Source organism: Helicobacter didelphidarum, assembly GCF_003364195.1.
In the GTDB taxonomy this organism is placed as follows: domain Bacteria; phylum Campylobacterota; class Campylobacteria; order Campylobacterales; family Helicobacteraceae; genus Helicobacter_A; species Helicobacter_A didelphidarum.
Map to the genome: position 1 here is coordinate 1 of NZ_NXLQ01000022.1, position 25,627 is coordinate 25,627.

Annotated in this window: 16 protein-coding genes; 5 read left to right on the forward strand and 11 right to left on the reverse strand. The window is 33.0% G+C overall.

Features of this window, described 5'->3' with window-relative positions; translation table 11 throughout:
- On the reverse strand, window positions 1–1,161 hold a 1,161-nt coding region (locus tag CQA53_RS08200), incomplete at its 3' end, for a PDC sensor domain-containing protein (RefSeq protein ID WP_220272082.1).
- 339 nt (window positions 1,162–1,500) lie between these two features.
- On the opposite strand from CQA53_RS08200, the gene cmoB reads away from it, so the two are divergent.
- The 3 genes from cmoB to CQA53_RS08215 all read left to right on the forward strand — a co-directional run bounded on the left by cmoB (window position 1,501) and on the right by CQA53_RS08215 (window position 4,520).
- Entirely contained in the window at window positions 1,501–2,898 is a 1,398-nt protein-coding gene (cmoB, locus tag CQA53_RS08205; protein ID WP_245945799.1) for a tRNA 5-methoxyuridine(34)/uridine 5-oxyacetic acid(34) synthase CmoB, read from the forward strand.
- 252 nt (window positions 2,899–3,150) lie between these two features.
- Window positions 3,151–4,131: an ornithine carbamoyltransferase gene (gene argF / locus CQA53_RS08210; RefSeq protein ID WP_115543523.1), complete on the forward strand. Its 981-nt coding sequence runs from the start codon at window positions 3,151–3,153 to the stop codon at window positions 4,129–4,131.
- Entirely contained in the window at window positions 4,095–4,520 is a 426-nt protein-coding gene (locus CQA53_RS08215; protein WP_115543524.1) for a DUF2603 domain-containing protein, read from the forward strand. The genes argF and CQA53_RS08215 overlap by 37 nt, the downstream gene beginning before the upstream one ends.
- 159 nt (window positions 4,521–4,679) lie before the next feature.
- Here the strand turns inward: CQA53_RS08215 and CQA53_RS08220 are convergent, their stop codons facing one another.
- Both CQA53_RS08220 and CQA53_RS08225 read right to left on the reverse strand, forming a co-directional pair.
- Window positions 4,680–5,693 (reverse strand): divergent polysaccharide deacetylase family protein, encoded by a 1,014-nt coding sequence (locus CQA53_RS08220; RefSeq protein ID WP_115543525.1) that lies wholly within the window; start codon window positions 5,691–5,693, stop codon window positions 4,680–4,682.
- 162 nt (window positions 5,694–5,855) lie between these two features.
- On the reverse strand, window positions 5,856–6,359 hold the full coding sequence (locus CQA53_RS08225; RefSeq protein ID WP_115543526.1) for a hypothetical protein: 504 nt from the start codon (window positions 6,357–6,359) through the stop codon (window positions 5,856–5,858).
- Window positions 6,360–6,477: 118 nt separating this feature from the next.
- Between CQA53_RS08225 and CQA53_RS08230 the strand changes: the two genes are divergently transcribed.
- Window positions 6,478–7,413, forward strand: coding sequence for an aspartate carbamoyltransferase catalytic subunit (locus tag CQA53_RS08230; RefSeq protein ID WP_115543527.1), 936 nt, complete (start codon window positions 6,478–6,480; stop codon window positions 7,411–7,413).
- A gap of 228 nt (window positions 7,414–7,641) precedes the next feature.
- On the opposite strand, the gene CQA53_RS08235 is transcribed toward CQA53_RS08230, so the two are convergent.
- The 4 genes from CQA53_RS08235 to CQA53_RS08250 form a co-directional block, all read right to left on the reverse strand.
- The gene (locus CQA53_RS08235) at window positions 7,642–9,903 is read right to left on the reverse strand and encodes a TonB-dependent receptor domain-containing protein (protein WP_245945800.1); all 2,262 of its coding nucleotides are present in this window, start codon (window positions 9,901–9,903) and stop codon (window positions 7,642–7,644) included.
- Between the two features lie 592 nt (window positions 9,904–10,495).
- Window positions 10,496–11,458: an HTH domain-containing protein gene (locus CQA53_RS08240; protein WP_115543528.1), complete on the reverse strand. Its 963-nt coding sequence runs from the start codon at window positions 11,456–11,458 to the stop codon at window positions 10,496–10,498.
- Between the two features lie 74 nt (window positions 11,459–11,532).
- The gene (locus CQA53_RS08245) at window positions 11,533–12,201 is read right to left on the reverse strand and encodes a M48 family metallopeptidase (RefSeq protein WP_115543529.1); all 669 of its coding nucleotides are present in this window, start codon (window positions 12,199–12,201) and stop codon (window positions 11,533–11,535) included.
- Window positions 12,194–15,268: a type I restriction endonuclease subunit R gene (locus CQA53_RS08250; protein ID WP_115543530.1), complete on the reverse strand. Its 3,075-nt coding sequence runs from the start codon at window positions 15,266–15,268 to the stop codon at window positions 12,194–12,196. The genes CQA53_RS08245 and CQA53_RS08250 overlap by 8 nt, the downstream gene beginning before the upstream one ends.
- Before the next feature lie 144 nt (window positions 15,269–15,412).
- On the opposite strand from CQA53_RS08250, the gene CQA53_RS08255 reads away from it, so the two are divergent.
- Window positions 15,413–17,965, forward strand: a complete 2,553-nt coding sequence (locus CQA53_RS08255; RefSeq protein ID WP_115543531.1) for a TrlF family AAA-like ATPase — start codon at window positions 15,413–15,415, stop codon at window positions 17,963–17,965.
- A gap of 30 nt (window positions 17,966–17,995) precedes the next feature.
- On the opposite strand, the gene CQA53_RS08260 is transcribed toward CQA53_RS08255, so the two are convergent.
- From CQA53_RS08260 to CQA53_RS08275, 4 genes are all read right to left on the reverse strand, one after another.
- On the reverse strand, window positions 17,996–19,594 hold the full coding sequence (locus tag CQA53_RS08260; RefSeq protein ID WP_115543532.1) for a restriction endonuclease subunit S: 1,599 nt from the start codon (window positions 19,592–19,594) through the stop codon (window positions 17,996–17,998).
- Window positions 19,595–19,781: 187 nt separating this feature from the next.
- Window positions 19,782–20,786, reverse strand: a complete 1,005-nt coding sequence (locus CQA53_RS08265) for a virulence RhuM family protein (protein WP_115543533.1) — start codon at window positions 20,784–20,786, stop codon at window positions 19,782–19,784.
- 12 nt (window positions 20,787–20,798) lie between these two features.
- The gene (locus tag CQA53_RS08270) at window positions 20,799–22,286 is read right to left on the reverse strand and encodes a type I restriction-modification system subunit M (RefSeq protein ID WP_115543534.1); all 1,488 of its coding nucleotides are present in this window, start codon (window positions 22,284–22,286) and stop codon (window positions 20,799–20,801) included.
- A 169-nt stretch (window positions 22,287–22,455) separates the two neighbouring features.
- The gene (locus tag CQA53_RS08275) at window positions 22,456–25,347 is read right to left on the reverse strand and encodes an AAA domain-containing protein (RefSeq protein WP_115543535.1); all 2,892 of its coding nucleotides are present in this window, start codon (window positions 25,345–25,347) and stop codon (window positions 22,456–22,458) included.
- Window positions 25,348–25,627 lie beyond the last annotated feature (280 nt).

Genomic DNA, 25,627 nt, shown 5'->3' on the forward strand with positions numbered 1-25,627 from the left:
AATATAGACAACTTCTTTTACAACATGAGAATCTTGTTCTAAGCCTTTTCGAGTTTTTTCAATATTTTCATTAATTGCCATAGCCATAGCACCAATTTCGTCTTTGGATTTGAGCGAGATGAGTTCAATACTCTTTTCTTCATGGTTAAGGAAGCGGAAGAATCTGAAGAGTCCTTGCGATATGAAATCTAATGAGCGTAAGACAATGTTTATAACAATATACAAAATCAAGCTAACAAGTATCGAAAAGATAACACTAATACCAATTTGTATATAACTGATATGCATAATAGGAGCTTCAATATCCTCAACAGATTCAAGACTACATAAAGTATAATTAGCAAATTCCGGATGTTCAAATGACTTACATTGTGCAACTTTATTGATACCATTATCTATGATATTAAATGCTTCAAAATCTTTTGTTTGTTGCGACATTTTACTAATTTCATCATATAAACTATTTTTTTGCATAAGTATAGAATTATCTGTGGCAACAAATGGAGTATTTGTGGAATCTAAAGCAAATATACCACCCTTATTATGAGCTTTTAATGCCTCAAAATACTTTTGCACATCATTTAATAAAATATCAACACCTACTACACCAATAAATCTCCCATTCTTCACAATAGGGAAACCATATGAGAATGATAATTTACCTGTTATAGAATCTACCATGACTTCAGTTTGGTAAAAACCATTTTTTTTGGCTGCACCTACATACCAATCTCTTGTATTTACCATATAGTCTGTTCCTTGTCCTCCACGCACTTGAAAAGGAATTCCTGCCTTATCCGTATTTGTAGCACTTTCCACAACTTCACCTGTTGGCAACCCAATATAACTCGCAACCAGTCCCGAAGAATCTTTATGTAGTTTGAGCAATGGACCAACATTTTGTATAATATTTTCTTTGGAATCCAAATAACTTATAGGCATTTCACTGATTTCTTTAGCAAGAGCAAGAAGTGATGTTTTTATGCTCTCATTTTGTTCCATAATAAGCATATCAACCACTTGTAATTTATTGGCTTGTGCCGTTATAGTAGATTCTATAGCAACTTGTTTGTTCATTATCATAGAAATAATGCTTAATGTAATCATAGCAATGACAGAAATAATGCTTGAAACTAATACAACTTTAATTTTTATGCTCATTTTTTATTCCTTAAGAGATACTAAAGCTATAACATAATGCAAAAATTTATAAAGTATTATAGCTAAATAATCAATATTAAGATATAGATTTTACTTAAAAAGTTATATTTTTAAGACTAAATAGCTATCTTCATATATAAGAAATAAAACTTATTATCATAGATTTAAAATCATAACTTCGATGAACATTAGTGTATTTCTTGCATTTTAAATATAAAATGCGTAAAAATTGCAATTTAATTATTAAACAATCATTTTCTAAAATATTTTTCCTTTAAAATTTTAAATATTTTTTTATGTTATAATATCGTAGAAATGATAAATTATTGGGATATTATCGTGGCAAAAAGAGGTTTTGAGCAAGATAAACACATTAATAGAGAAAATGGATTGCAAAATCAAATAAAATCATTGTCAAACAACCCTATTTTTGATGATTTTACTCAAGAAGAGTTTGCGATTTTAAATAACCACAAAAATCTTGAGATGTTGCAAAAAATTTCTACAATACAATTTAATAATAGAGGATGTTTTTCAATTTTAGATTCTAAAATAAGCAATTTTATATTCTGCCACTCACAAACGGATCAAAGAAATCATCACAACAAGAATGCAGATATCCAAACCATAGAAAAAACTAAAAATACACGGACTATTCCCTTAAGAAATGATGATGTGAATACGCAGCCATGCTATTTAGAAAAATATAATGGATTTCATATTTTTTTAGATACTAATAATAAATTAATTGTAAAAAATAATTATATTGATTCAAAAACAAATAATGAAATTATTACAAAAGATTCTATTTTATCATTGATAAATGATCTTAAACCATGGAGAAAAGGTCCTTTTTATATCCATTATGACGATACTTTTTTTCAAAATATTTTAGATAAAGATTTTGAAAATCCAAATCTTTTTACTCATTTTCTCTCAAGCATAAACATAAATCCTAACACAATACAAAAAAATACACAACAAGTTTTCAAAGTGTCCAATGACCACCAAGAAAGTCTCTTACACATTGATACTGAATGGCAAAGTCATATAAAAATGAAACTCATTTTAGAATCTTTACAAACTTTACACTACGACATAGCGAATAAGGAGATTTTAGATGTTGGTTGCAATAATGGCTATTATATGTTTGATTTAGCATTGCGTGCAAAGCATATTACAGGCATTGATCCTGTCGGTATATTTTTTTTGCAATTTTTTTTCATTTACCAGCTTACACGCACCGTGCAAAATAGAGGACAAGAAATAATAGAATCTTATTCTATCAATAATATTTCATTTCGTCTTTTAGGTGTACAAGATTTAAGTAGAATTACAAAAAAATTCGATTTAATTTTATGCTTAGGAGTTTTATATCACAGACAAGACCCATTACAGACACTTAAGATTCTAAAACAATCCTTAAAAAAAGATGGGCTTTTGCTTCTTGAAACTTTAATCATACAAACACAAGATGAATATGCACTTTGTCCATATCCAACCTATGCAAAAATGTCAAATGTTTTTTATATTTTTAGTCCAAAAGCCCTATGTAATCTTGCACTAAGAGCTGGATTTAAGACCTGTGACCTTTTAAGTTTTTCTTACACAACAACAAATGAACAACGAACAACAGATTTTATACAAAAACAAAGTTTAGGGGATTTTCTCCAACACGACCATACAATCGAAGGTTACCCACCTGCATGTAGGGGGATATTTGCACTTTATTCTTAGAATCTATATTGGCGAATTGTGATATGAAATTCTTTTTAGTATATAGTTTTGAGTTTAATTATTAACTTAATAAAAATCCCCTGGTTTTATACGAAAAAATAAATTGTATGTAACATAATCTTGATAGGTTTATTGCGGGGATTTATTCCCATTGTTATTGATTTTACATTTTTTTGAAGTTATTTTATTGAAATATTAGGTTTTTTTAAGTATATTTGACAATTTAATTTATATATTTCATCAAGGGATTTTATGCGACATTTTTTAACACTCAATGACTTTTCAAAAGCAGAACTTTTGGAAATGATGAAACTCGCCATTGATATAAAAATGCAACATATACAAGGCATTCCAACTCCCTATTTATCAGGAAAAACTTTGGCAATGGTGTTTGAAAAAAGTTCTACACGAACACGTGTAAGTTTTCAAGTAGGAATCTATCAGCTTGGAGGATTTGGAATTTTTTTATCAAATAGTGATTTACAACTTGGTCGCGGTGAGATTATTCGTGATAGTGCGGCTGTCATTAGCTCTATGGTTGATATGATTATGGTTCGCACACACATGCATCAAAGACTTGAGGAGTTTGCAAAATATTCAAGTGTGCCTGTTATTAATGGGCTAAGCGATGCTTTTCACCCTATGCAACTTTTGGCGGACTACCTTACAATGATTGAAAATGGGATTTTTGTTCCCCATAGAATCTTAGATGGGGTTGCACATAAAAATATTATTGCAATGCCCATTGTTGCATATATCGGCGATGGCAATAATATGGCACATTCTTGGCTTATGCTTGCCTCAAAGCTTGGATTTGAATTACGACTTGCATGTCCTAAAAATTACCAACCAAATCAAGATATTGTAGCAATAGCGTATGAGAATGCAAAAAAGAGCGGTGCAAAAATTATCATTACAGATGACATTATAGAAGTAGCAAAGGCTGCAAATGTTATTACAACAGATACTTGGGTATCCATGGGACAAGAAGCGGAGAAAGAACAGAGAATGCGTGATTTTAAAGATTATAAAGTAGATTCTCATATTATGAGTCTTGCTCATCAAGACGCTATTTTTTTACATTGTTTACCCGCATATCGTGGATTAGAAGTCAGCGAAGAAGTTATTGATGGCACACAAAGCAAAATTATACAAGAGGCACATAATCGCTTGCACGCCCAAAAAGGAGTAATGGTATGGCTGAACAAACAAAACAGAATCACTACAATTTAGTCCAAAGTCTTTGCAATGCAAATAATATTGCATCACTTTCACAACTTGAGGCAAATCAGTTTCTTTTAGAATTTATAAACGGGGAACTAAAAGCAGATGAGGCATCATTTGTGAAAACAGATTCGGGAGATGAATTTGTTATGTTGCCACGCGAAGCAATAACACATATTTTAGGCACATTAAAAAATAGTCATGAAGAAACAACAAAAATTATGCTACGACATGCAATTCGAGATTTGATTCCATTTGACATAGAGGATGCGATGGCAGTAGCAATGTATGAACTTGAAAAATACAGACTCGATGATGGAAATCTACCAATAGTAAATGTAAAGAATCTTGCTAAAGAGATTCGTATAAATCATCCAAATTTATTCATACAATTTTAAAAAGCAACATTTTTAACCTCTTTATAAGAATTAAATGACCGAATTAATAATCTGGCATAAAGCCATATTTTCTAATTTAATATCTTATAGAATAAATGAGAAAGAAAATAAAAATAAAAATCCTTATTCAATATTTTCAAAATTTCATAAAAATCTTCACTACTTTTGTTGCATTCTGAGGTAATCATCCATTTCACTTATATAAACAAGATCATAATATGTTTTTAAAATATGGGAATATTTCTTAAGGACTTCCAGTGTCTGTTTTTTTGGATGTCCAATAGCAATCACATAGCCATGTTTATTGGCATATTGTAGAGCTTTTTCTAGTTGCTTTGAAATATAATCTCTATCTTTCTCATTATCTAAAAAAATATTGCGTGCCAAATAAACTTGATGTCGTTGCACTGCAAGTTGTTTGGCAACACTATTTGCAGAAGTTTTAGAATCTACAAAGGTAATACTATGTTTATCAAGTGCATCAAAAAGCTTTTTCATGTCCTCTATACTAGCAGTATAACGACTACCTGTATGATTATTAAGATACTTGAGATTTGGAAAATCGTGCTTAATTGAATCAATATAATTTTGCACCTTTTCTTCAGAATCTCCGACACGAAGAACTCTTACTCCTTTTTGTTCAAAATCCTGTGCCTCAAGAGGGAGATGTATCATATAAAATTCTAAGGTTTTTGCAATATTGGGATTATCTTTGCTAAAAGTATGTTTAGGGAAAAGAGAGAGATTTAATCGCAAACCAAGATTTTGAAAAGATCGAATATCACTCGGTTTTGCTAGGTCATCAATAATAATAGCAACTTTTGGCTTCCTCGTTATTCTCTTTTTATCTTTTGTTAAAGTGGGGGGAATAAAATTTTCAGAGTTTTTCTTAAAAATATCTCTATTTTCTGTTTCTAGTGGAGATTCTATAATATCTGTATGTTGTGGTAGTAAGAAATTATTTGTTTTTTTATATGAATCTAATTCAATAATATCCATATCAATTTGTTTTTCCAAATCCGCAATATTTAAAGGAGAGTGATTATCGATATGTGATTTTTGAATATAATGGAATATTGCAATACTTGCACCTATCATCACAAGAACAAGCAGTGCAATAACAACAAAAGTGTATGATATTTGCAATCGATTCTCATTAGGATTGTGCTGCATTGTGTCTCCAAGCTCATCTAATGTGGTTAGAATTTATTCCAAAAATTATAAAAAATAAAGAATCTCTTATAGTTTTTAGTATTTATCATAAGATATTATTAGATTTTTTATTTTTATTATTTATAGTTTCAAGTAAGCCTATTTCGTTCCTTTTTTCTCAAACTATAATTTAGTTTTTAATAAAATATAAGAAAAATCAAAAACACCTACACGGTAATTTGGTAGAGAAAGTGCAATTTGAATCTTTTTTTGTTCAAAAGCATTAGCACGACGAAATGCAATCAAATATCCATCTGAAAGATCATTTTCTAATACAAGCATATCATCTAACTCTTTTTGATTGATTTGACGAATCCACAAAGGTTTTCTATTAAACATTGTAAGTTGCATAGAATCTGGTAAAACTATATTCTCATCATCATTGAAAATCTCTAAAAAAAAATATTCTCGTCCATGAAATATACTACTATCAATTTCATTGAGATAAGTTAATCTCGCTGCAATCTTAAGTTTAGAATCTTGTGAGCTAAGCAAAACCATGCGACTATTTTGAGCTAATGTTTGTGGTGCAATTGTAAGATGTTCATTTTTTCCAAAATATGATGAACAACCATACAAAAGAAGAATAATGCAACCAAAAGTGAAAAAAAATATCTTCGATAACATAAGAGAACGCTTTGATTTTTAAAAATGTCAAGTTTGCATAAATTTATCTGTAATTTTAGCAAATTTGTTATAATATTGGAACAAAAACCACCATAAACTTCATGAATAGGATATAATCATGGCTCTGCGACATTTAATACAAACTTCCGATTTAAGCAACGACGAGATAAGACATATTTTTGCCCGCACAGCAAATATTTCAGAATCTGACAAGGTCTTGCAAAATAAACGCTTTATTACGATTTTTTTTGAAAACTCAACCCGCACATTAAGTAGCTTTGAAATTGCAATTAAAAATCTTGGTGGCGAGGTAATTCGTCTTGATATTGCCAATAGTTCAACAGCAAAAGGTGAAAGCATAGCAGATACTGCTGCAACATTGAATGCTATGCAACCACATGCGATAATTACGCGTCATAAGAGTGCTGGTGCACCCAATTTTCTTACGCAATTTACTTCCTGTCCTATTATTAATGGTGGTGACGGAGCACATGCACATCCTACACAAGCACTACTTGACCTCTATACTATGGCAACACATTTTGGTTCATTGGATACAAAAGATTCTAATGTTTCACAACAAGAGATTTGTTTAAGGGGTTTAGATTCTATGCGGGGTAAACGTATAGCAATTGTTGGTGATATTAAAAACTCTCGCGTTGCTAATAGCAATATCGCTCTTTTAACTCGTTTTGGCGTTGATGTTACACTTGTTGCTCCTCCTCACTTTCTCTATAAAACAAGAATTAAAACTGCTTATAATTTGCGTAAAGTTATTGATAATATTGATATTATCATGGCATTACGTACACAAACAGAACGACACAATACACAGATTTATGGAAGCTTAAAAGATTATGCAAATAGATTTTGCGTTACGAAAGATTTGCTCGGTAATCGCGATATTATTGTATTGCATCCGGGTCCCGTGCATCGCAATATTGATATTGATGATGAAATACTTGCTGATTCGCGTTGTAAAATATTACAGCAAGTAGAAAATGGAGTAAAAATCCGCATGTCTGTCATGGAGTTTTTCTGTGGAAATTCATAAAATGCACACTATACAATAAAAAAGCTTTTATATTTAGAATTATGAAATTAAAATATTGTAGTTAATTATTTATAATCATCTTTCTTGTCAATAAAAAATAAACAACAAATATTTATTTATAGATTCTGTCAAGTTTGAGAGAAATTCTCACTCCAAGTCTATTTGTTTTGTTTCTCATGACTTTATATCCATTGAAAACTTTTTGCAAAAATAGTATCTTAAAAACCCTTAAAACTCCACCCGTAATGTAAGCCAATAGTTTCTGCTAGGCAGGATTCTTTGATATGTGTTTTGTGGAGTAAGACTAGATCCACTACTAACAGCTATATAATCCATAAAATACACATCAAAGAGATTATTTATTGCAAATGTTATATAATAATGTTGAAAGAATTTATAAGTCGCCGCTATATCCACCAGCTGGTAATCTTTATACCATTTACCAACAATATCCCGCACATTTTGTCTAGCTGCTGTTGCACTTGGGCTAGTTGGTGTTTGGAATCTCCCATTCCACCGAATATACATATCAAAGTTTTTAAAGCGATATTTTGGCATAATCGTGAAGCTATGTCTTGGAATCTCATTGATCACATCACCCTTATAATCGCCATCTAGCCTTTCTGTATAAGTGAAAGAATAGCTTGCATCAAGACTAAACCCATAAATGGGTTTGAGTTGGAATATTGTCTCTGCACCTGTTACAAAAGACTTGTTAATGTTCTCATAGATTCTACATTGACCAGGATGAGTTCCGCCTGCACATATTCCGCCTTCGTAGGTTTTTGTCTCTATTTTATTGTTAAAATCTGTGTAATAACCTGTGAGGATTAATCCCACATATTTTGTATCTACCATAGCACTGAGTTCGTAATTCCAGCTTGTTTCAGGCAATAGATTGGTATTTCCGTAAGTATGAATTACGGGATTACCATTTCCCTCTATATAACCTTCATAGAGATAGCTCAATGCAGGGACAAGAACACCGCTTGCTATACCTGTTTTGATTGTTAGCCAATCTAGCGGATGCACATTTACATAGAATCTAGGATTTGGAATAGCCTTAAAAATATCAGAATAGTTATACCTTAATCCCAAAGTTGTGCTAACATAGTCATTTATCATATAATCACCTTCTGCAAAAACTGCAAATTGATTCATAGAACGACTAAAACTAGTTTGATAATTCTGCAGACTTTCATACATATAATATAACCCGCCATTAAAAATAAGCTTACCCCAATTCCCAAAATCAAAAGTATTCTTGTAATTCGTTTGAAAAGTTATATTATGATTTTCTCGTCTCTTATCCCAATTAATAAAATCCCCCTTACTAGAACCGGGTGCTAGTCCTTGTAAGGGATCGTCGGGATTAGGGGCAGGATTAGGATATGGGTTATTTGTCCCATGTGAAGCGATAACTGTGTAGCTATATTGTAAATAAGTGTCTAGCTTACCCCAATCATAATCAGCTTCATGGCTTAAGACATTGTTATTTTTATACATTTCTTGCACAGAGGTAAATGAACTTGCTGAGGTATTCAGTGAGCCAAAGCGTCCATTATATACCTCTGAGTCTAAATAGATAGTATTGTGTGTATCAGGTGTGTAGTTTAATCTAAATCCCGCATTCCAATTTTGTGATCCTGTTGAAGAATGTGAAACATAAGGATTTGGTCCCCGATGACCGTCTGTATCTTGGTCAGTCATTGGCACCCATGATGGTTTTAAAAACCCATTTTGCCCGTTGTATCTATAACCACCTCTTAAGTTGAGACTTAATATTTTTTTAATAAGTGGCGTTGTAAGGTAGGCATTTCCACCATAGACATTACCAAATTCTTCGCGTTCAAAAAACTTAGATTCCATTTGTGCACCCATAGTTAGTTTGTCAGCATGTTTTTTAGTAATAATATTTATCACACCACCCATCGCATCGCTACCATAGAGGATAGAGGCAGGTCCTCGTATCACCTCAATACGTTCTATCATACTAGCTGGAGGCATAAATGAAGTTGCATTCCCTAAACCATTTGAGATAAAACCCTGTGCGGTATTTTGTCTCTTACCATCAATCAATATTAATGTGTATGTGGAACTAAGACCACGCATAGAAATAGTATTTTGTCCTGTTTTATCTTGTTCGGTATAGACACCTGGGACATCTTGGACTGCATCGCCTACATCACGGATAGGACGCGTCATGATTTCTTCACGAGGAATAATAGTAATACTAGCAGGAGCATCCCGTAAGTTTTGTTCGTATCCCGAAGCTGTTTGCACCGTCGTTGTGGTAACTGCTTGGAGCTTATGAGACTTAGAATCTACATTTTTTACATCATTTGTTGTATCATTATTGTTATTCTGACTTTGTTGAGATTTTGTGGTAGCCATATCAGAATCTATTTGATTTGCCACAGATTGCGATATATAGCCAAAAGAGAATGTTATGAAAGTAGTAATAGAAAATGTTCGAAATATCTTTATCATAGAATGCCTTTTATTATTAGGATTAAAATAAAGCATAATTATAGCATAAAAATATAGTAATTAATATCATATTATATTAAAGTTATGAATTTTATTCCTAAAAGTATAATTATTATATTATTATATTCTGATAATTAATGGTAATAAAAAATGATAAAAATAGTTCTGTTACTTAGAAGAATATTTGGAATTAATTTGATAAATAAATTATGTATTTTTTGATTAATATCTTTAGTAATTGGTGTAAATACTAAATAAATAGGATTTTCTACTTAATCATTATTAATACAAGTAAGGTGTCTTTATTATACAATTAAGAATATCCTTGTGTAAAATTGATTCTTAATTGTTTCCTCAAGTTTTTACAATCCTTAATCCTTTGATTGTTAAATAACAAATACCATTATATCATTGCCTTAATGTAGATTATATCCTAACACATGTGATTTGAGTGTTATCGTGTCTTGCTCACTCATTGCTACACTTTTGACTTTGGTTATAAATCTATATTGCCTTTATACAGCTATTTTTTCGCTAATAATTCCATATAAAATCTTTTACACCATGCGTGAAATTTTATAAATAAGATTTTTTACTCTATCCCCTTTTCTTTCAAGTATCTTTCTAGTTCATTGTCGCTTAGAATCTTATCGTAATTCTTTTTTACAATTCGTTCCTTATCATCGTGGTTAATATCTTCAGTCGCAAATTTCGCAAAATCCCTAAAGTCAGCATTTTTACTCACAAGCATATTGAGTGTTTCACTATCTATATCCCTACTTTGTGAGGATAAGAGGATTTTTGAGCTTACACTATCACTTGTAAGCTGAATTACCCCAATCCCAAAGCTTGTATTTAGCCGCCTTAATTCAGTGAGAATCTCATCATCAATCTCCTCAAATACCACCAAATATCCCTCATTCGCCCAACTTGAATTAGAGACGGCTTGAAAATAAGATTCTTTGAGGTTGCTGAAATTTAAAGCAATTTTTAACTCAAAAGAGCAAAGTTTGTAGTTTGAATAGCCGATAGCATCAAGTAATTCTAAAGTCTCACTCTCATAATTATCACTAAATGCGAAGTGAATCCCAACAATATCAGGGTAATTCCATTTATCCTGCCCACTTTGAGATTTTTTGCTTGTTTCGTGGCGGATTGTCTTGCAATAGAGTCTGAAATGCTCATTTTCGCTCAAATATTTCACAAGCAATGGGTGCAAATCGCGTTCTTTAAATTTGCTTTTTTGCATTGAAATTTTTTCATTCTCTAAAATCCGCTCTTCTATATGTGGCTTATCTAGCTCACTTTCGCGAGATTTGAGCCAAAAAGTCGTGGGCTTCTTTGAGGCAAATATGAAGGGAGAATCTTCGTTTTTGATATTTTTGTAGAGATTTGAGCCAAGCGTCGCAATCGGTGTTTTGCCAATACTCCCTAACTTCTTATCCAAGCCTTTTGCTTGTGTCTCCTCCCATATTTGCCCTGCATTAAGCGGGATTTTGCTCTCCTCTAGCACTGCTTGTGCAAGTGCCAAAAATGTAAGCTTTTTATTTTGCATATTGCCTCCAAAGTTATAAAACTAGGATTCTATCATAATATCAAAAAAGAATTTGCAATACCAATCAAATCTTTTTACCCCATCGGTTTATTCAATCTTTCTTTTCGCTCCCTCCAATCACTCATATAACACGATAGGAATTTATAAAAATCCTTAGAGTGATTTGGGTGGATTAGATGAGTAAGCTCGTGTAAAATCACATATTCGATACATTCTTTTGGCTTTTTGATGAGCTCGATATTAAGGCTTATACTCGACTTAGAAGCATTACAACTTCCCCATCGTGTTTTCATTTTTCGTATAGTAATATGTATATTTCCTTTATAATCTATCATCTTTTTGTATTGTTCTATCAGTTGGAAAAAGCAAAGCAAAGCCTTTTGATGATACCATTCATAAATCATCTTTTCTTTATGGATAAAATCATTTTTATCCCTCACACAAAGTTCTAAATATCCGCTTGTGAGCTTGATAGATTCCTTGCGTGCTTGCGTGAGTTTTATCCTATATCGCCTACCGCGATAGTAAAAATCCTCTCCACTCACATATTCTCTCTTTGTTGTAGCGTATGAGGCGAAAAACGCCCTTTTCTCCTCTATCCATTTTGCCCGTTTTTCAAGGATAGATTTTATATATTTTTCCTGCATTTGTTTTGGAGTCGTAAGGATAATCTCCCCATTTGGTCTAACTTTAAGCGAAATGCTTTTTATATCTTTTTTGATGATAGTGAGATGTTCAAGCATACCATTTCACTCCCATACCTCGCAAAATCTTAAAGAATTTTTCTATATCATTATTATCAAAAGTGATATGGTGCTCATCTTCTAACGCCCACAATTCATCGTTTATTTCGCGATTGATTTCATTTTCGGTTTCCTTGCTATTATACCACTCTGGCTTTTTAGAATATCGCTTATAAATCTCATCTATTTTGAGGCTTAAATTTGCAAGGACTTCCTTATCCTCAATCTCTATTGCTTCACACACATTATCATAAATCGCCATAAGCCTTTTTTCTCCTGCGATTCCTTGAGGATAATTTCTATCGCTTTTATAACCACCTTTGAGTAAATCTTGTATTTGTTGAGCTTTTTCTAATTTTTCCTCCTCACTTAATCGCTTTTCTTCATATTCTTTGATGATATGCTCTATTTGCTTTGCGAGAGAGTTATAAAAGGCTGGATTAGCTTCCATTTTCTCCCTTATCTCTGCACTTATAGCGTTGAGTATAGTATCTGCTTTTGCATTTGGAGTCGCCATTCTTTCTACTTCTTTATCAAAATCCTCATCAAAGATATTGACAAGCTCTGTAAGGTGATTGATACCATTAGCATTGACAAAAGTATCAAGCAGTTTTTGCATTTGCGCTTCGTATTGTCCAAAATCGCATACTTCGTGATAGCGTATTTGCACCACTTGACGCAGTTCATTATAGAATCTCACTTTGTCTTTATATTCTTTGATTTCTTTTTCACTTAGAATCTCATCTATTTTCTCACTACACAAAGCAGTTTGAAAAGCCCTTGCGAAATGCGATAGATATTCTTTAAATTTCTTTCTTTTTTCCTCATTTGAAAGGATATTTGCATAAGATTCTAAATCAGCCTTATTTTTCACTTCACTAAAAAGAGATTCTAAATGCGTGTAATAAGTTTTCGTTTCAACTATCTTTTCTCTTATATCAATCACGGCTTGCTGTAAATCCTCTTCATCAAAGCCACTAAGCCCGCTATAATCACTCAAAGCCCTATCAAGATCGCCCAAAAGCCCACGATAATCAATAATATATCCAAAATCTTTCCCCTCACATACTCGATTTACCCTAGCGATAGCTTGCAAGAGGCTATGCTCTTTGAGCGATTTATCGATATAAAGATTGCGTGCTTTTGGTGCGTCAAATCCTGTCAAAAGCTTATCCACAACAATAAGCAAATCAATCTCATCGCCTTTGACAAATTCACCTTGGATATATTCTATATACTGCGTTTCATCGCCATATCGTGCATAGAGCTTTTGTAATGCCTGTGCGATGTATTGTTTGTTTTCGCTTCCTTGCTCATCGGTTTTATTATTTGAAATCACATAAGCAGTGCAAAAATCCTTGTAATACTCACTAAAAATTTCATAATATTTTATCGCCTCATATTTGGAGCTTGTCGCAAGCATAGCTTTGAATCCTCTTCCTTCCAAATTCGTTTTAAAATGCGTGTAAATATCAAGCGCGATAAGCTCTAGCCTCTGCTCACTTGAAGCTATTTTGCTAAATCTTGCCCATTTTCGCTCCAAGTCTAATCGCTCTTTTTCACTTAAGCCCTTTGCGATAAGCTCAAATTTCCTATCCAACCCCTGCGGATTGAGGATTTCTTGCTCTATCATTCTGCCTTCATAATAAAGTGGCAAAACCGCTTTGTCTCGCACCGCCTCATCTATGGCATATCGGTGAATCTCCCCGCCAAATTTCGCAAAGCTATTCTTGTCCTTTTTTAGCAATGGCGTGCCGGTAAATCCTAGATAACAAGCCTGTGGCAACACCTTTTTCATCGCTTTATGCAAAAGTCCGCTTTGTGTGCGGTGAGATTCATCAACCAAGACAAAAATATTATTTTCTTTAATTATCAGCTTAGAATCTTGTATCGCTTCAAACTTATGCACCAAAGTTGTGATGACGCTTGCTCCACTTTGTAGCAGTGAAAGGAGATTTCTCGCACTACTTGCCTTTTTAGGCTCTATATCTGTCTTTTTAAATACCTCAAAAATCTGCCTATCCAAGTCTATCCTATCCGTTACGATGATGATTTTTGCATTATCAAATTTGATTTTGAGTAATTTTGCAAGCATTATCATTGTAAGACTTTTTCCGCTCCCTTGTGTATGCCAGATAAGCCCGCCTTGCCTACACCCAAATTCATCAAAGCTTTCTACTCTTGATAAGGTTTTTTCTATCGCAAAAAACTGCTGATAACGACAAATCTTTTTTATCTTGCCATCAAAAAGTGTGTAATGCTTGATAATTTTTAGCAATCTTTCTTTTTGCAAAAGTGCAAACAAAAGTATATCAAGCTTACTTGCTTTGCGTTTGCCAAGCAAGACATTTAAATGCCCTTTTATCTCGCTCTCATTCTCCTCATTCCAAGTATGATAAAAATCAAAAGGCGTGCCAGTTGTAGCGTATTTAGCTTCATTTGAGTTACCCGCAATAGTGATTTGTATGTATTTAAAGAGGCTTTGAATCTCGCTATTTTCTTGCTCTTTGAGAATCTGGCGTATGCCTGCTTGATAATCCTTGCTTGATTTTTTCAGCTCGATAGCCACAAGTGGAATCCCATTGACAAGCGCCACCAAATCCACTCGCCTAGTTTTCATATTTTCGCCTTGATTTGCCCTATCTACGATAAATTCCTCTGTGATATAAAAGTCGTTATTATGCGGATTCTCAAAGTCGATATATCGCAGTGAAAAGCTCTTTTTCGTGCCATCACTTAAAATCTCCTCATACGAGCGTCCAAATAAAAGAGAATCAGTGATTTTTTGATTTGCTACAAGCAAACCCTCGCTCAAAGGGCTATCTAAGTCATCAATAGCTCTTGCGATATTTGTCTCGCTAAAAGTGTGCTTTTGCCCTTTGTATTCATAATGATTTATCTCACTAAGCTTTTTTCTCAATATATCTTTAAAAAGGATATTTGAGGTTTTACCCTCCCTATGCCCAAGATTGTCCTTTGGGCTGATATACATATAGCCAAGCTTCTCTAAAAGCCCAATGCAGTTCTTTTGCAGGGCTTTTTCTGCAGTTGGATTGATAGGTGGCATTAGGGGACTCCTTTGGTATTCCTTATAATTATACCTTAAAATATTATAAAAAATGTTATAATGTAGTTTTGTAATTTTAGATAGAACAGCAAATAAGTCTAAAATTACTCAATGAACATTTAAATTATATTTAAGGATATTGTTATGTTTGAAAATGGCTCTTCTTGGAATAAATGGGATTTACACATACATACACCACATTCACATATGAATGGATATTCATGTTCTGATGAAGATTTTATACAAAAAATAAAAACAGAGAATATTGTATGTATAGGTTTAACAAATTATTTTAATTTTTGTGAAAAAGAATTTATTTTAAAAGAGAAATTAGAAGAAAATAGTATAAGGGTATTGTTAAATTTGGAACTAAGGTTAGATTACACAAATAAAGATGAAGAAACTTTGGACTTGCACGTATTATTTTCAGAAAAAGTAGGTAAGGAAGAGATTAATGCTTTTTTAACTAATCTTGAGTGTGATATAAAGGGAAATACTATGAAATTGATTAATTTATCAAGTCAAGATGATTTTAAGCAAGCTGTAGTTAATTTTGATAAAGTGCTTAATTGCCTACAAGATAAGGCATTAAATTTGCAAAATAAATACCTGATAGGATTTTTATCAAGAGGCAAAGGAAACGCTCGTTCTTCTACAAATTATGAAAAAATTATTAAACAAGCTCATTTTTTAATTCACTCTACATCTAAAGCAGAAATTATCAAACAAGACGAAGAATTTTGGGAAAAATACAATAAACCTATCATACAGAGTAGCGATGCCCATAGATTAGATGACATAGGGAGTAAATTTTCTTGGATTAAAGCAAAACCAACTTTTGAAGGATTAAAGCAAATTATTTATGAACCTAAAAGAGTTTATATAGGAACAGATAAGCCGCATTATATACTCCATATGATTGAAAAGGTTGATTTGGATTTCGATAAAGATACAAAGTGGGGTAATGAAAAATTTTGTTTTGCGGGATTCAAAGATGAAATATGTTTTAGCCCTTATTTGACTTGTATTATAGGAGGAAGAGGTAGCGGAAAAAGCACTTTATTGAATTTAATAGCACAAAAGATTAGTAGAGAAAAAAGTGGTTTTTTCTCAAAATTAAGTGAAAAAGATATTGTATCTAAGATAGTTTGCGAACCTAATACTATTAGTAATATAGATTTTCTGGCACAAAATGAAATAGAAGAGTTTGCAAAAAATTCTGGTAAATTTACACAGGCAATTTTTGAAAGACTTAATAAAAAGTCTAATGGGGAAATGCAAGTTATCCAAGAGCAAATTACATCAAAATTGAAACTATTTGATGAGCAAATTAATAGGCTATTTTTGCATGATAAAAAAAAGAATATATTAGAGAATAAAAAGAAAGAATTAAAGAGTATAGAATACTTGCTTAAAACATTTACAAATGGGGATTTTACTAAGAATTATACTGCTATGGATACTTATATCAAAGAGCAAAAGACAAGATTAAAGTGGAAAAATTATTATGAAAATTTCTTACAAGAATTATTAAATATAATTCAAAACAATAAGACTAAATTGGAAGAAAAAGATGAGTCTCCTGAAATATGGACAAATGATAATTATTATAAGATTGAACTAAAAAAATTAAATACAACTTTAGAAGAAGTATTAAAGCAGTATCAAAATCAAGATTTTCAACAAGATCAAGAGAGATTAAAAATACTTGAAAAAGAAATAAAAGCTTACAAAGATAAAATAGATAATTATTTAGAAGAAAGAGGTTATGTGCTTGATAATCTAAATGATTTGAAAAATGCGTTATCAAATGTATCGTCTCTTAAAAATGAAATAAATGAGCTAGAAAAAGAAATTAATATTTTAAATGAAGAAATTAATTTATTCAATACAGAAACTATTAATAATGATATAGAAGTATTCAATTCAATTTCAGATGAAGAAATAGTTAAGATTAATGAATTGTTTTTAAGTATAGCAAAACAATATCAAGATAATATAAAAATAATAAAAGTTGAACGCACAAAACAGGCAGAAAAAGAAATATTCAATGATATTTGTAGAGAGTTTGAAAGCAGAGTTCTATCTGGAGAAAATATTTCATCAACCGCAAAAGATTACCTTTCTAAAATATCATTTGAAGAAGTAATTTTATGCGATACAGCCCAATCATTTAGAGAAAAAATTGAAAGTAGAGATACACAATCCTATCATAAACTAATTGAGATTTTTTCTTCCGAATTGAATTTTAGTATTTATAAACTATTAATTCAAAAATATTTAAAAAATATTGAAAAATATAAAGTATTTAAAGTTTTGTATGATAGTAAAGATTTGGAGGTTTCTTCATTTGGACAAAGATGCACAGCAGTGATTGTTATATTGCTTTCTTTAGGCAATAACCCTATTATAATGGACGAGCCAGAAGCACACTTGGATAGTTCTCTAATTGCTAATTATTTGGTTGAATTGATAAAACAACAAAAACAGCAAAGACAAATCATTTTTGCTACACATAATGCCAACTTTGTTTTAAATGCAGATGCTGAATTAGTTATTAAATTAACAAATAATGATGGCAACACCATACTCACATCTTTTAGTATTGAAGATATTGAATATAGAGATGATTTGTTGCAACTTGAGGGTGGAAAAGAAGCCTTTAAAAAGAGAGAAAGAAAATATGAAATAGATTAAGAATATCTTTTATTTTAGAATCTATTTTTTTCACACTCTTACCCTCACTTTGCCACTTAGGAGCTGTTGCATTAAGCCTTGCTTTTGTGTCTTGCGTAATTGTAGCAAATTTTTAAGCTCTTGTATCTCATCATCTATCAGTGATAAGAAATTGGCGATTTTTTCTTGCTCTTTGAGGGAGGGGAGTTTTATTTTGATTTCACACATTGCACTAAAAGATAAAACTTGTCTTACGCTACCTTCCAGCAAGTTTGCCATTTCTCTTTTAAAATGATGGTTATGAATCCAATAATTTAAAAAGATATTATTAATACTTTCTGCACACTTAAAGATAATATACATAGGACTCAATACCCCCTTATCAAACTCTCGCAATAAAGCGATTGAGCCTACATTAATTCTAGCAGGATTGTAAGCAAAATTTCCTTTGCAGATAATTTTGTATTTGCTTATATCATCACTTGCTAACTCTCTCTCAAAATAATCTTTTTGACGCACAAAACCTAAGGAATTAGTTATACTAAGAACTAAGCTGATAGATAAATCTCTATTCCTTAAGTTGCATTCTTTTAGCACCTCTCCCAACCTCACGCTTTGCCATTTGTCTGTGAATCCTTTGAAACGCAAAGGTTTGATTGTGCCACTTTGGGCTATGGCATTATGAGTTTTATTTTTCTCATCGTCATTGCGAGAATCTACGCAAGTAGATTCGTGGCAATCCATATTTATTGTCCTGCTCAAAGAATCCTCCTTGAAAGATTCGTTTGTGGATTGCTTCGTCATTTCATTCCTCGCAATGACAAAAGAGGCGGTTTGTTTCGCTTCACTCGCAATGGCTGCGGTGGCGGATATTTCCCTTTTGCTTTGCTCAAGGTCAGTATGATGACTTTTCTCATTGTCATTGCGAGCCGATTTATCGGCGTGGCAATCTACGCCCATTTTATCACATTCTTGCAAAGCCAAAAAATCCACATTTTCGCTTATAGATTCTCTCTCCACGCAGGGAGTATCCCCCTCCCCAACCCCTCCCGCAAGGGGCGGGGCTAAATGTGGCGTATTGGTGGGTGGGGTGAAAAGCCTCTGCATTACGCCCTTTTTATACTGCTCTTTGAGTGCGATAAGTCGCTCTAGTGCGTTTATGCCCTCATCTACGGTGCTTAGAATCTCCGCTATCTTTTCTTGCTCGTTTGGGGGTGGAATATAAAAAGGGATTTCTTTCATATATTGCCAATCCGCTCTGGGCATTTTTGTGCCTGTAGAAATATTTGCAATTTGTGTAAATTTATTAGTTTGTATGAAGTAAAATAAAAAATCATTTATAGCTTTTTTACCATTGAAAACCCAAATTTCACTAGAGCATACTCCATCAAATTCAGCTTTCCAATACTTTTTTAAATAAGGGCGTAATTTACCAAAAAGTATCTCTCCCTTTCTAAATTGATTTTTAATGCTTAATTGAGAATTAGAATCTATATATCCCAATAAGACTCCTGTTTCTTGTGAGATATGCTCTAATTCTATACATTTTAGATTATTAGAATCTTTTAATGGATTAAATTTATTTGATTTAATTTCAAGAATCTCATTTAATTCATAGATTTTCCAATCTCGTATATTTTTATTTTCCATTTATTGATACACCTTTAATTGTAAAATATATTCTTTTGTCATTCTGAAGGAGTGTAACGACTGAAGAATCCATAATTTCAGAATCTATATTGCCTTTTATGGATACTTCACATTCATTCAGTATGACGGATAGGTGGTTGCGGTAAGATTCCAAGCTCTGTATGTTTATAGCCTTGCGGGATAGTATTCATTTACTTTTCCTCAATGTGATATTTTTGATTGTCTTATCAAAGTCTGATTCTATCTTTTGAGTTTTGTTAAAAAGCTCATATTCACTATCAGCTTTTTTGTCTGCTTTTTGTCTTGAGATTTTGCCCTTATCTGCTAAAATCTCGTATTTTCTAAAGGATAAAAACTCATCGATACTTTTGCTAAATTCTTGCATCGTAAAAGTATTTTCTCGTTCTATCAAATCCTCTATATAGTCAAAATACCCGCTAACTGCTCGTTCTAGCTGTTTGATTTGTTTATCGTCTAAGTAATTTTTAGCGATTTTTGTATCTGTTTTTAAGATTCTGCCATTTGGGGAATTTTTCCAAGTGCTTAAGCCCATATTTAAGGCTTTGTGATTTGCTTTTGAAAAGATGATTTCGGGGGCTGTTTGTCCTGTGATAGCATAGTGAAATTTGTTTTGCACCATAGAATAAAAATCCTTTGTTGTAGGAGAATTTTTGTCATAATCAATGCTACATTCTGCAAAAATATCAGTGATTTGTTGCCAGATTCTACGCTCACTTGCACGAATGGAACGAACTATATCTAAAAGCTCTTTAAAATAATCCTTGCCAAAAATCCTATTACCTTGTTTGAGTTGTTCTTCGTTGATAGCAAAGCCTTTTATTGCGTATTCTTTAAGGATTTTAGTTGCCCAGATTCTAAAAGTAGTCGCTTGTTTGGAGTTGATACGATAGCCTACGCTGATGATAGCATCGAGATTGTAAAAAGTTTGAATGCGTTTAACTTCCCTTGTTCCCTCCATTTGAACTATTTCCATTTTGGAAATAGTTGAATTTTCATCAAGCTCTTTTTCTTGATAAATATTGCCTAAATGCTTGTTTATCGCTGGAATATTGACACCAAAAAGCTCACTCATAGCCTTTTGAGTTGCCCAAATGTTCTCATCTTTGAGGATAACATTGATTTCCAAATCAGTTTGCTTGATGTGATATAAGATAGTTTGGATTTCTTTCATAACTTATTCCTTTCACAACCCCAATTCCCTCAAATATCCATCTAGTTTTTCTTGTGTGGATTCTAATGCCTTTTGTGTCGCTAGAATCTCTTGCTTTGTGGATTCTAAGTCGATAATCCCTTCTTCATCAAAGCTATCGACATAGCGGGGGATATTGAGATTGTAATCATTTTCTTTGATTTCTTCTAAACTCGCAAGGTGAGCGTATTTTTCTACGCTTTTGCGTTCTTTGTAAGTGCGATAAATCTTTGCTATATTCTCATCTGTAAGTTTGTTTTGGTTTTTGTTCTTTTCAAATTCTTTGCTTGCGTCGATGAAAAATATATCTGTATTTGTTCTATTTTTCTTAAAAATCAAGATACACGCTGGTATCGAAGTGCCATAAAATAGATTTGCAGGTAAGCCAATCACCGAATCTAGCCAATTTGCCTCGATGATTTTTTGACGAATTTTACCCTCGCTTGCTCCACGAAATAGCACTCCATGCGGTAAAATCACGCCCATAGCGCCATTTGTATTAAGAGAGGCAAGCATATGGAGGATAAAGGCATAATCACCTTTGCTTTTAGGTGGAATGCCGAATGTAAATCTTGAGTAAATATCATTTTTGACCTCATCTTCACCCCATTTATCAAGTGAAAAAGGCGGATTAGCAATGACTTTATCAAAGGTTTTTAGGGTGTTGTTGTGTAAATGCAAGGGATTGCGTATCGTATCGCCCCATAAAATAATCGAATCATTTATCTCGTGCAAAAACATATTCATCTTGCAAAGGGCGTGAGTTTGCCCATTTTTCTCTTGTCCATAGAGGCGGAAATTATGATTTGGAATCTCTTGTGAAGCCTTGATAAGCAGTGAGCCACTCCCACAAGTTGGGTCATAAATACTCTCTCCTTCTTTTGGCTCTATGAGGCGAGAAAGCAGGATAGAAACTTCTTTAGGTGTATAAAATTCACCGCCTTTTTTACCTGCATCACTTGCAAAATGTGCAATGAGATATTCATAAGTATCGCCTAAGCAGTCGTTATTTTCTAAACGCGATGGGCGTAAATCAAGCCTGCTATCGCCAAAGTCTTCTAAGAGACTTTTTAAAAGAGCGTTTCTCTCTTTGGTGTTACCAAGCTTATTTGGGTTATTAAAGTCAATACTTCTAAAAATCCCATCTAATTTGTCTTTATTGTTCTCCTCAATCTGTGCGAGGGCTTTATTGATAAGCTCGCCTAGATTTTGGGATTCTTTGTGGGATAAAAGATAATCAAAAGTGCAAGTCTCATCAAGCTTGAATTTCTCTCTTTTAAGTTCTGCATTTATCCTCTCAATTTTATCGCCGTGCTTTGCACGCAATAATTCTAACTTTTCTTTATAAAAATCTGAAAGATACTTGATGAATAGCATAGTAAGGATATAATCCTTGTATTCGCTCCCCTCTATCGTGCCACGAAAGGTATCGCAAGCCTTCCATACTATGCCATTTATGGTTTCTTTTGTCGTCTTTTGCATTTATATCTCCTTTTTTATGAATGACTCAAATACAAAAGTAAAAGTATAATATATTTTATATAAAATCAAAATTTCTCTCTATAAAGATTAAGTATGACATATCGTTGGATTGTTTGCTTCACTCATCAATGATGATAAGCTAATAGATTTTGCAAGATTGTATAGAATCTTAATCACGCGATTTTTCTAGCTCTTCTTTAATCCTAGATTCTATCCTTGCTCCCTCATTGCTCCCTATCGTGCTAAGGCGGAGCAAGGGCGCGTTATATTTCTCAAAGATAGAATCTTTTAATCTATCTCGTCTTTTTTGTTCCTCATTTTTTGTATGGTATGTGTAGCCATCAACTTCTATAGCGAGTAGCAAACTTTTATCCATTGTATTAAAAATCACAAAGTCTATGTGCGTCCATTGATTGAGGGCGTATTTATACTCTTCTTTATTCAATAATCCCTGCGTATTCTCTCCATTCTCCAAAGCCCTGCATTTTGTTGCATTGATATTTTGTGTTTTTTGATTCTCTTGTTTATCGGTATTTTTTATAGAATCTTGTGAGAAACTAAAGAGATTTACAAGCGGAATATGTGGGAGAACACTCAAGGTATCAAAATTATTCTTCTCCAAAATATCTTTAATAAGATGATAGATGAGATTTTCCGAATCATATTGCGAAATTTTCTTTTTATATTTGAGATATTTGATTCTTGCTTCATTATTCGCCTCATAGAGCAAGTCAAAAATGGAGTTTATACGACTTGTCTTCACTGCAAAATTATGGTATTGAATATATTTTATCAAATCGCTGATATTATTATTCGTATAGGCGATATTGTGCGATACCACGAGCCTTAGAGCTGACTTCGCACGCGTGATAGCGACATTGAGCATTTTAGGGTCATTAATAAATTCATCTATTTCATTTTTCACGCAAGTGATGATAATCGCCTCCTTTTCCCTCCCTTGATATTTATGGATAGTATCGACTTGTAAATTATCATCATTGATTTTTTCTTGCAAACCTTGTTTCTGGTCATTGTATGGTGCGACTATGCCGATTTCCTCACTCCTCAATCGCTCCTTAAGTGGTGGTAAAATCTCTTCGGTAATGACTGCAATTTCGCGGTTATTGTAATTCCCTCGTGCGTGATTGCCTTTGGGTGTGATGATAGCTTCTATCACACTTGATTCCGCATTATCTTTGGTGAGGACTATGAGTTGGTTATGATAGAATTTTTTATTACAGAATCCAATGATTTTTGGGTGGCAACGATAATGTTCTTTGAGCAAGACTTTGGGTGCAAGAGGTAGCACCTCAAGGATTGAGCTAAGGAGTGAATGCTTCGTGTAGTCGTAGTATGGCGGTATAGAATATGCTTTGCTGAGATTCTCTAAGTCTTTGATTTTATCGTTTGGAATGACATTTGGGAGCTGTTTCCTATCGCCTACGATAATAGCATTTTTCGCAGATGAGAGGGCGAGAATCCCGCTACTTAAATCTACCTGCGATGCCTCATCTATGATGAGATAATCAAACTCAATATCAAGTGAGCTTTTGAGTGAATGTGTGGTGCTAAAGATGATAGGATACTCATCGATAAACTCCTGTGGATTGCGTGTCAAATCATTTGCTTCAAAGATTTTACGTGCATTGCGCGTATTTTGCTGTGTCGTTGTCTCGTGTGTGGGAGGTTGCGAATGTGTTTGATATTTTTCTCGCAGTTTTTCTTGCAAAAGTGCAAATGAGAGGTGTTGCAATTCTTGAAGTGGATTTGAGGCATTCAGCACCTCTAATCTCTGTGTATTTGTATTGAGCGCAGATTCTAGCTCATATATTTTAAGCTTATAATATATTTCATCAAATGCCCTTAGAATCTCCATTTTTGGAATCTTATAAAATGCAAAATCACCTATCCCATAGAGAAAGACGCATTTTAATTTTTGCCATAGACTTAGCTTTTTTGTAGATTCTAATTTGGCTTTGAGGTGGAGTATCATATCAGATTGTAGATTTTTCTTTAATTGTGGGAGGGTTTGGGGGTGAATCTGTTCTCTAAAATACTTCGCCTCTAACTCGAAACGGCTCAGCAATTCCTTGTCTTTTGCGATCTTGTTTTGCACCACAAAAACCTCATCAAGCGTTGCATTAAGCTCTTTGATTTTGCCTTGAATCTCTTGAATCTCATTAAGCTTTGTCGCAAGCTCTGGATACTGCCCCGTTTGATTTGTGATAAAATGCTCTTTATTTTCTTTATTGCCAAGTGTCGCACAGAGATATTCTAGCTTGTAGTTTTGCAATTTCTCAAAAACATTTGCCGTAGCGGCATTGTTATTTGAGACGACGGCTACACTTTTGCCTTGATAGAGTAGATTTGCGATGATGTTTAAGATAGTTTGCGTCTTGCCTGTGCCCGGTGGTCCCTCAATCACACTTATTTGGTGCGTCATAGCATTATACAGGGCTTTGGTTTGGGATTGATTTGAGCCAAAAGGAAAGAGGAGAATCTTGCTTTTATTATACTTGCTATGTTTGTTTGGAGTGATATTTTGCGGGGATTCTGTGTGGTTTTGAGATTCTGTAATATCATTTGAGGCAAGATTCTGTGTATTTGGGTGGAGATACGCATATAGCGCATTATGAGAGGGGATACAATCGATTTTATTTAGCTCTTTTGTAAGGAGTGATACGCCATCATCACCACTTAACCCCACACAATTTGCAATATCCTTGATGTAATTAAGGATTATATGGGGTTTTGCGTGAGAATCTGAACTTGCTTGAAGCGCACTTGAGGGGATAATCTCCTCCGTGCCATTGTCAAAAAAGATTTTGATATAGGTATCAAATTTGAGGGCTTGTTGCACACAGAGCAAATCCCCTTGCTTTAAGCTTATCTTATCGCCCAAATCAAGCGGATTAGTAAAAATCTCGACATTGTTTTTCGCATAGAGATATGTTTTATTTGGATAAGTAATTTCGACTTTTTCGCCTTGAAATGCGTAGCTTATAATCTCGCTTGTTTTGTCCTCACCCTTGATGATGAGGAGGTATTGCTCTACATTCATTTTTTGCACCTATAAAATATTTTACAATCTCTATCATAGCAAAATCTCAAATTTTGTAGAAAATAAATTAATAAAATTTCCTTTATTTTGATATTTTTTATCACATATAAAATCAACAAAATGAGATTCTCATGAAACAATGGTTTGGGAGCTGACTTTACAAAATCTAAAGTCTTATGTAAAATAATAAAAAGATTCATATTGATAATAATACATACAATACTATTTCATCGAATTTAAAATTTATAGTTATCTGTTTTATTTTGTTATATGAATTCTA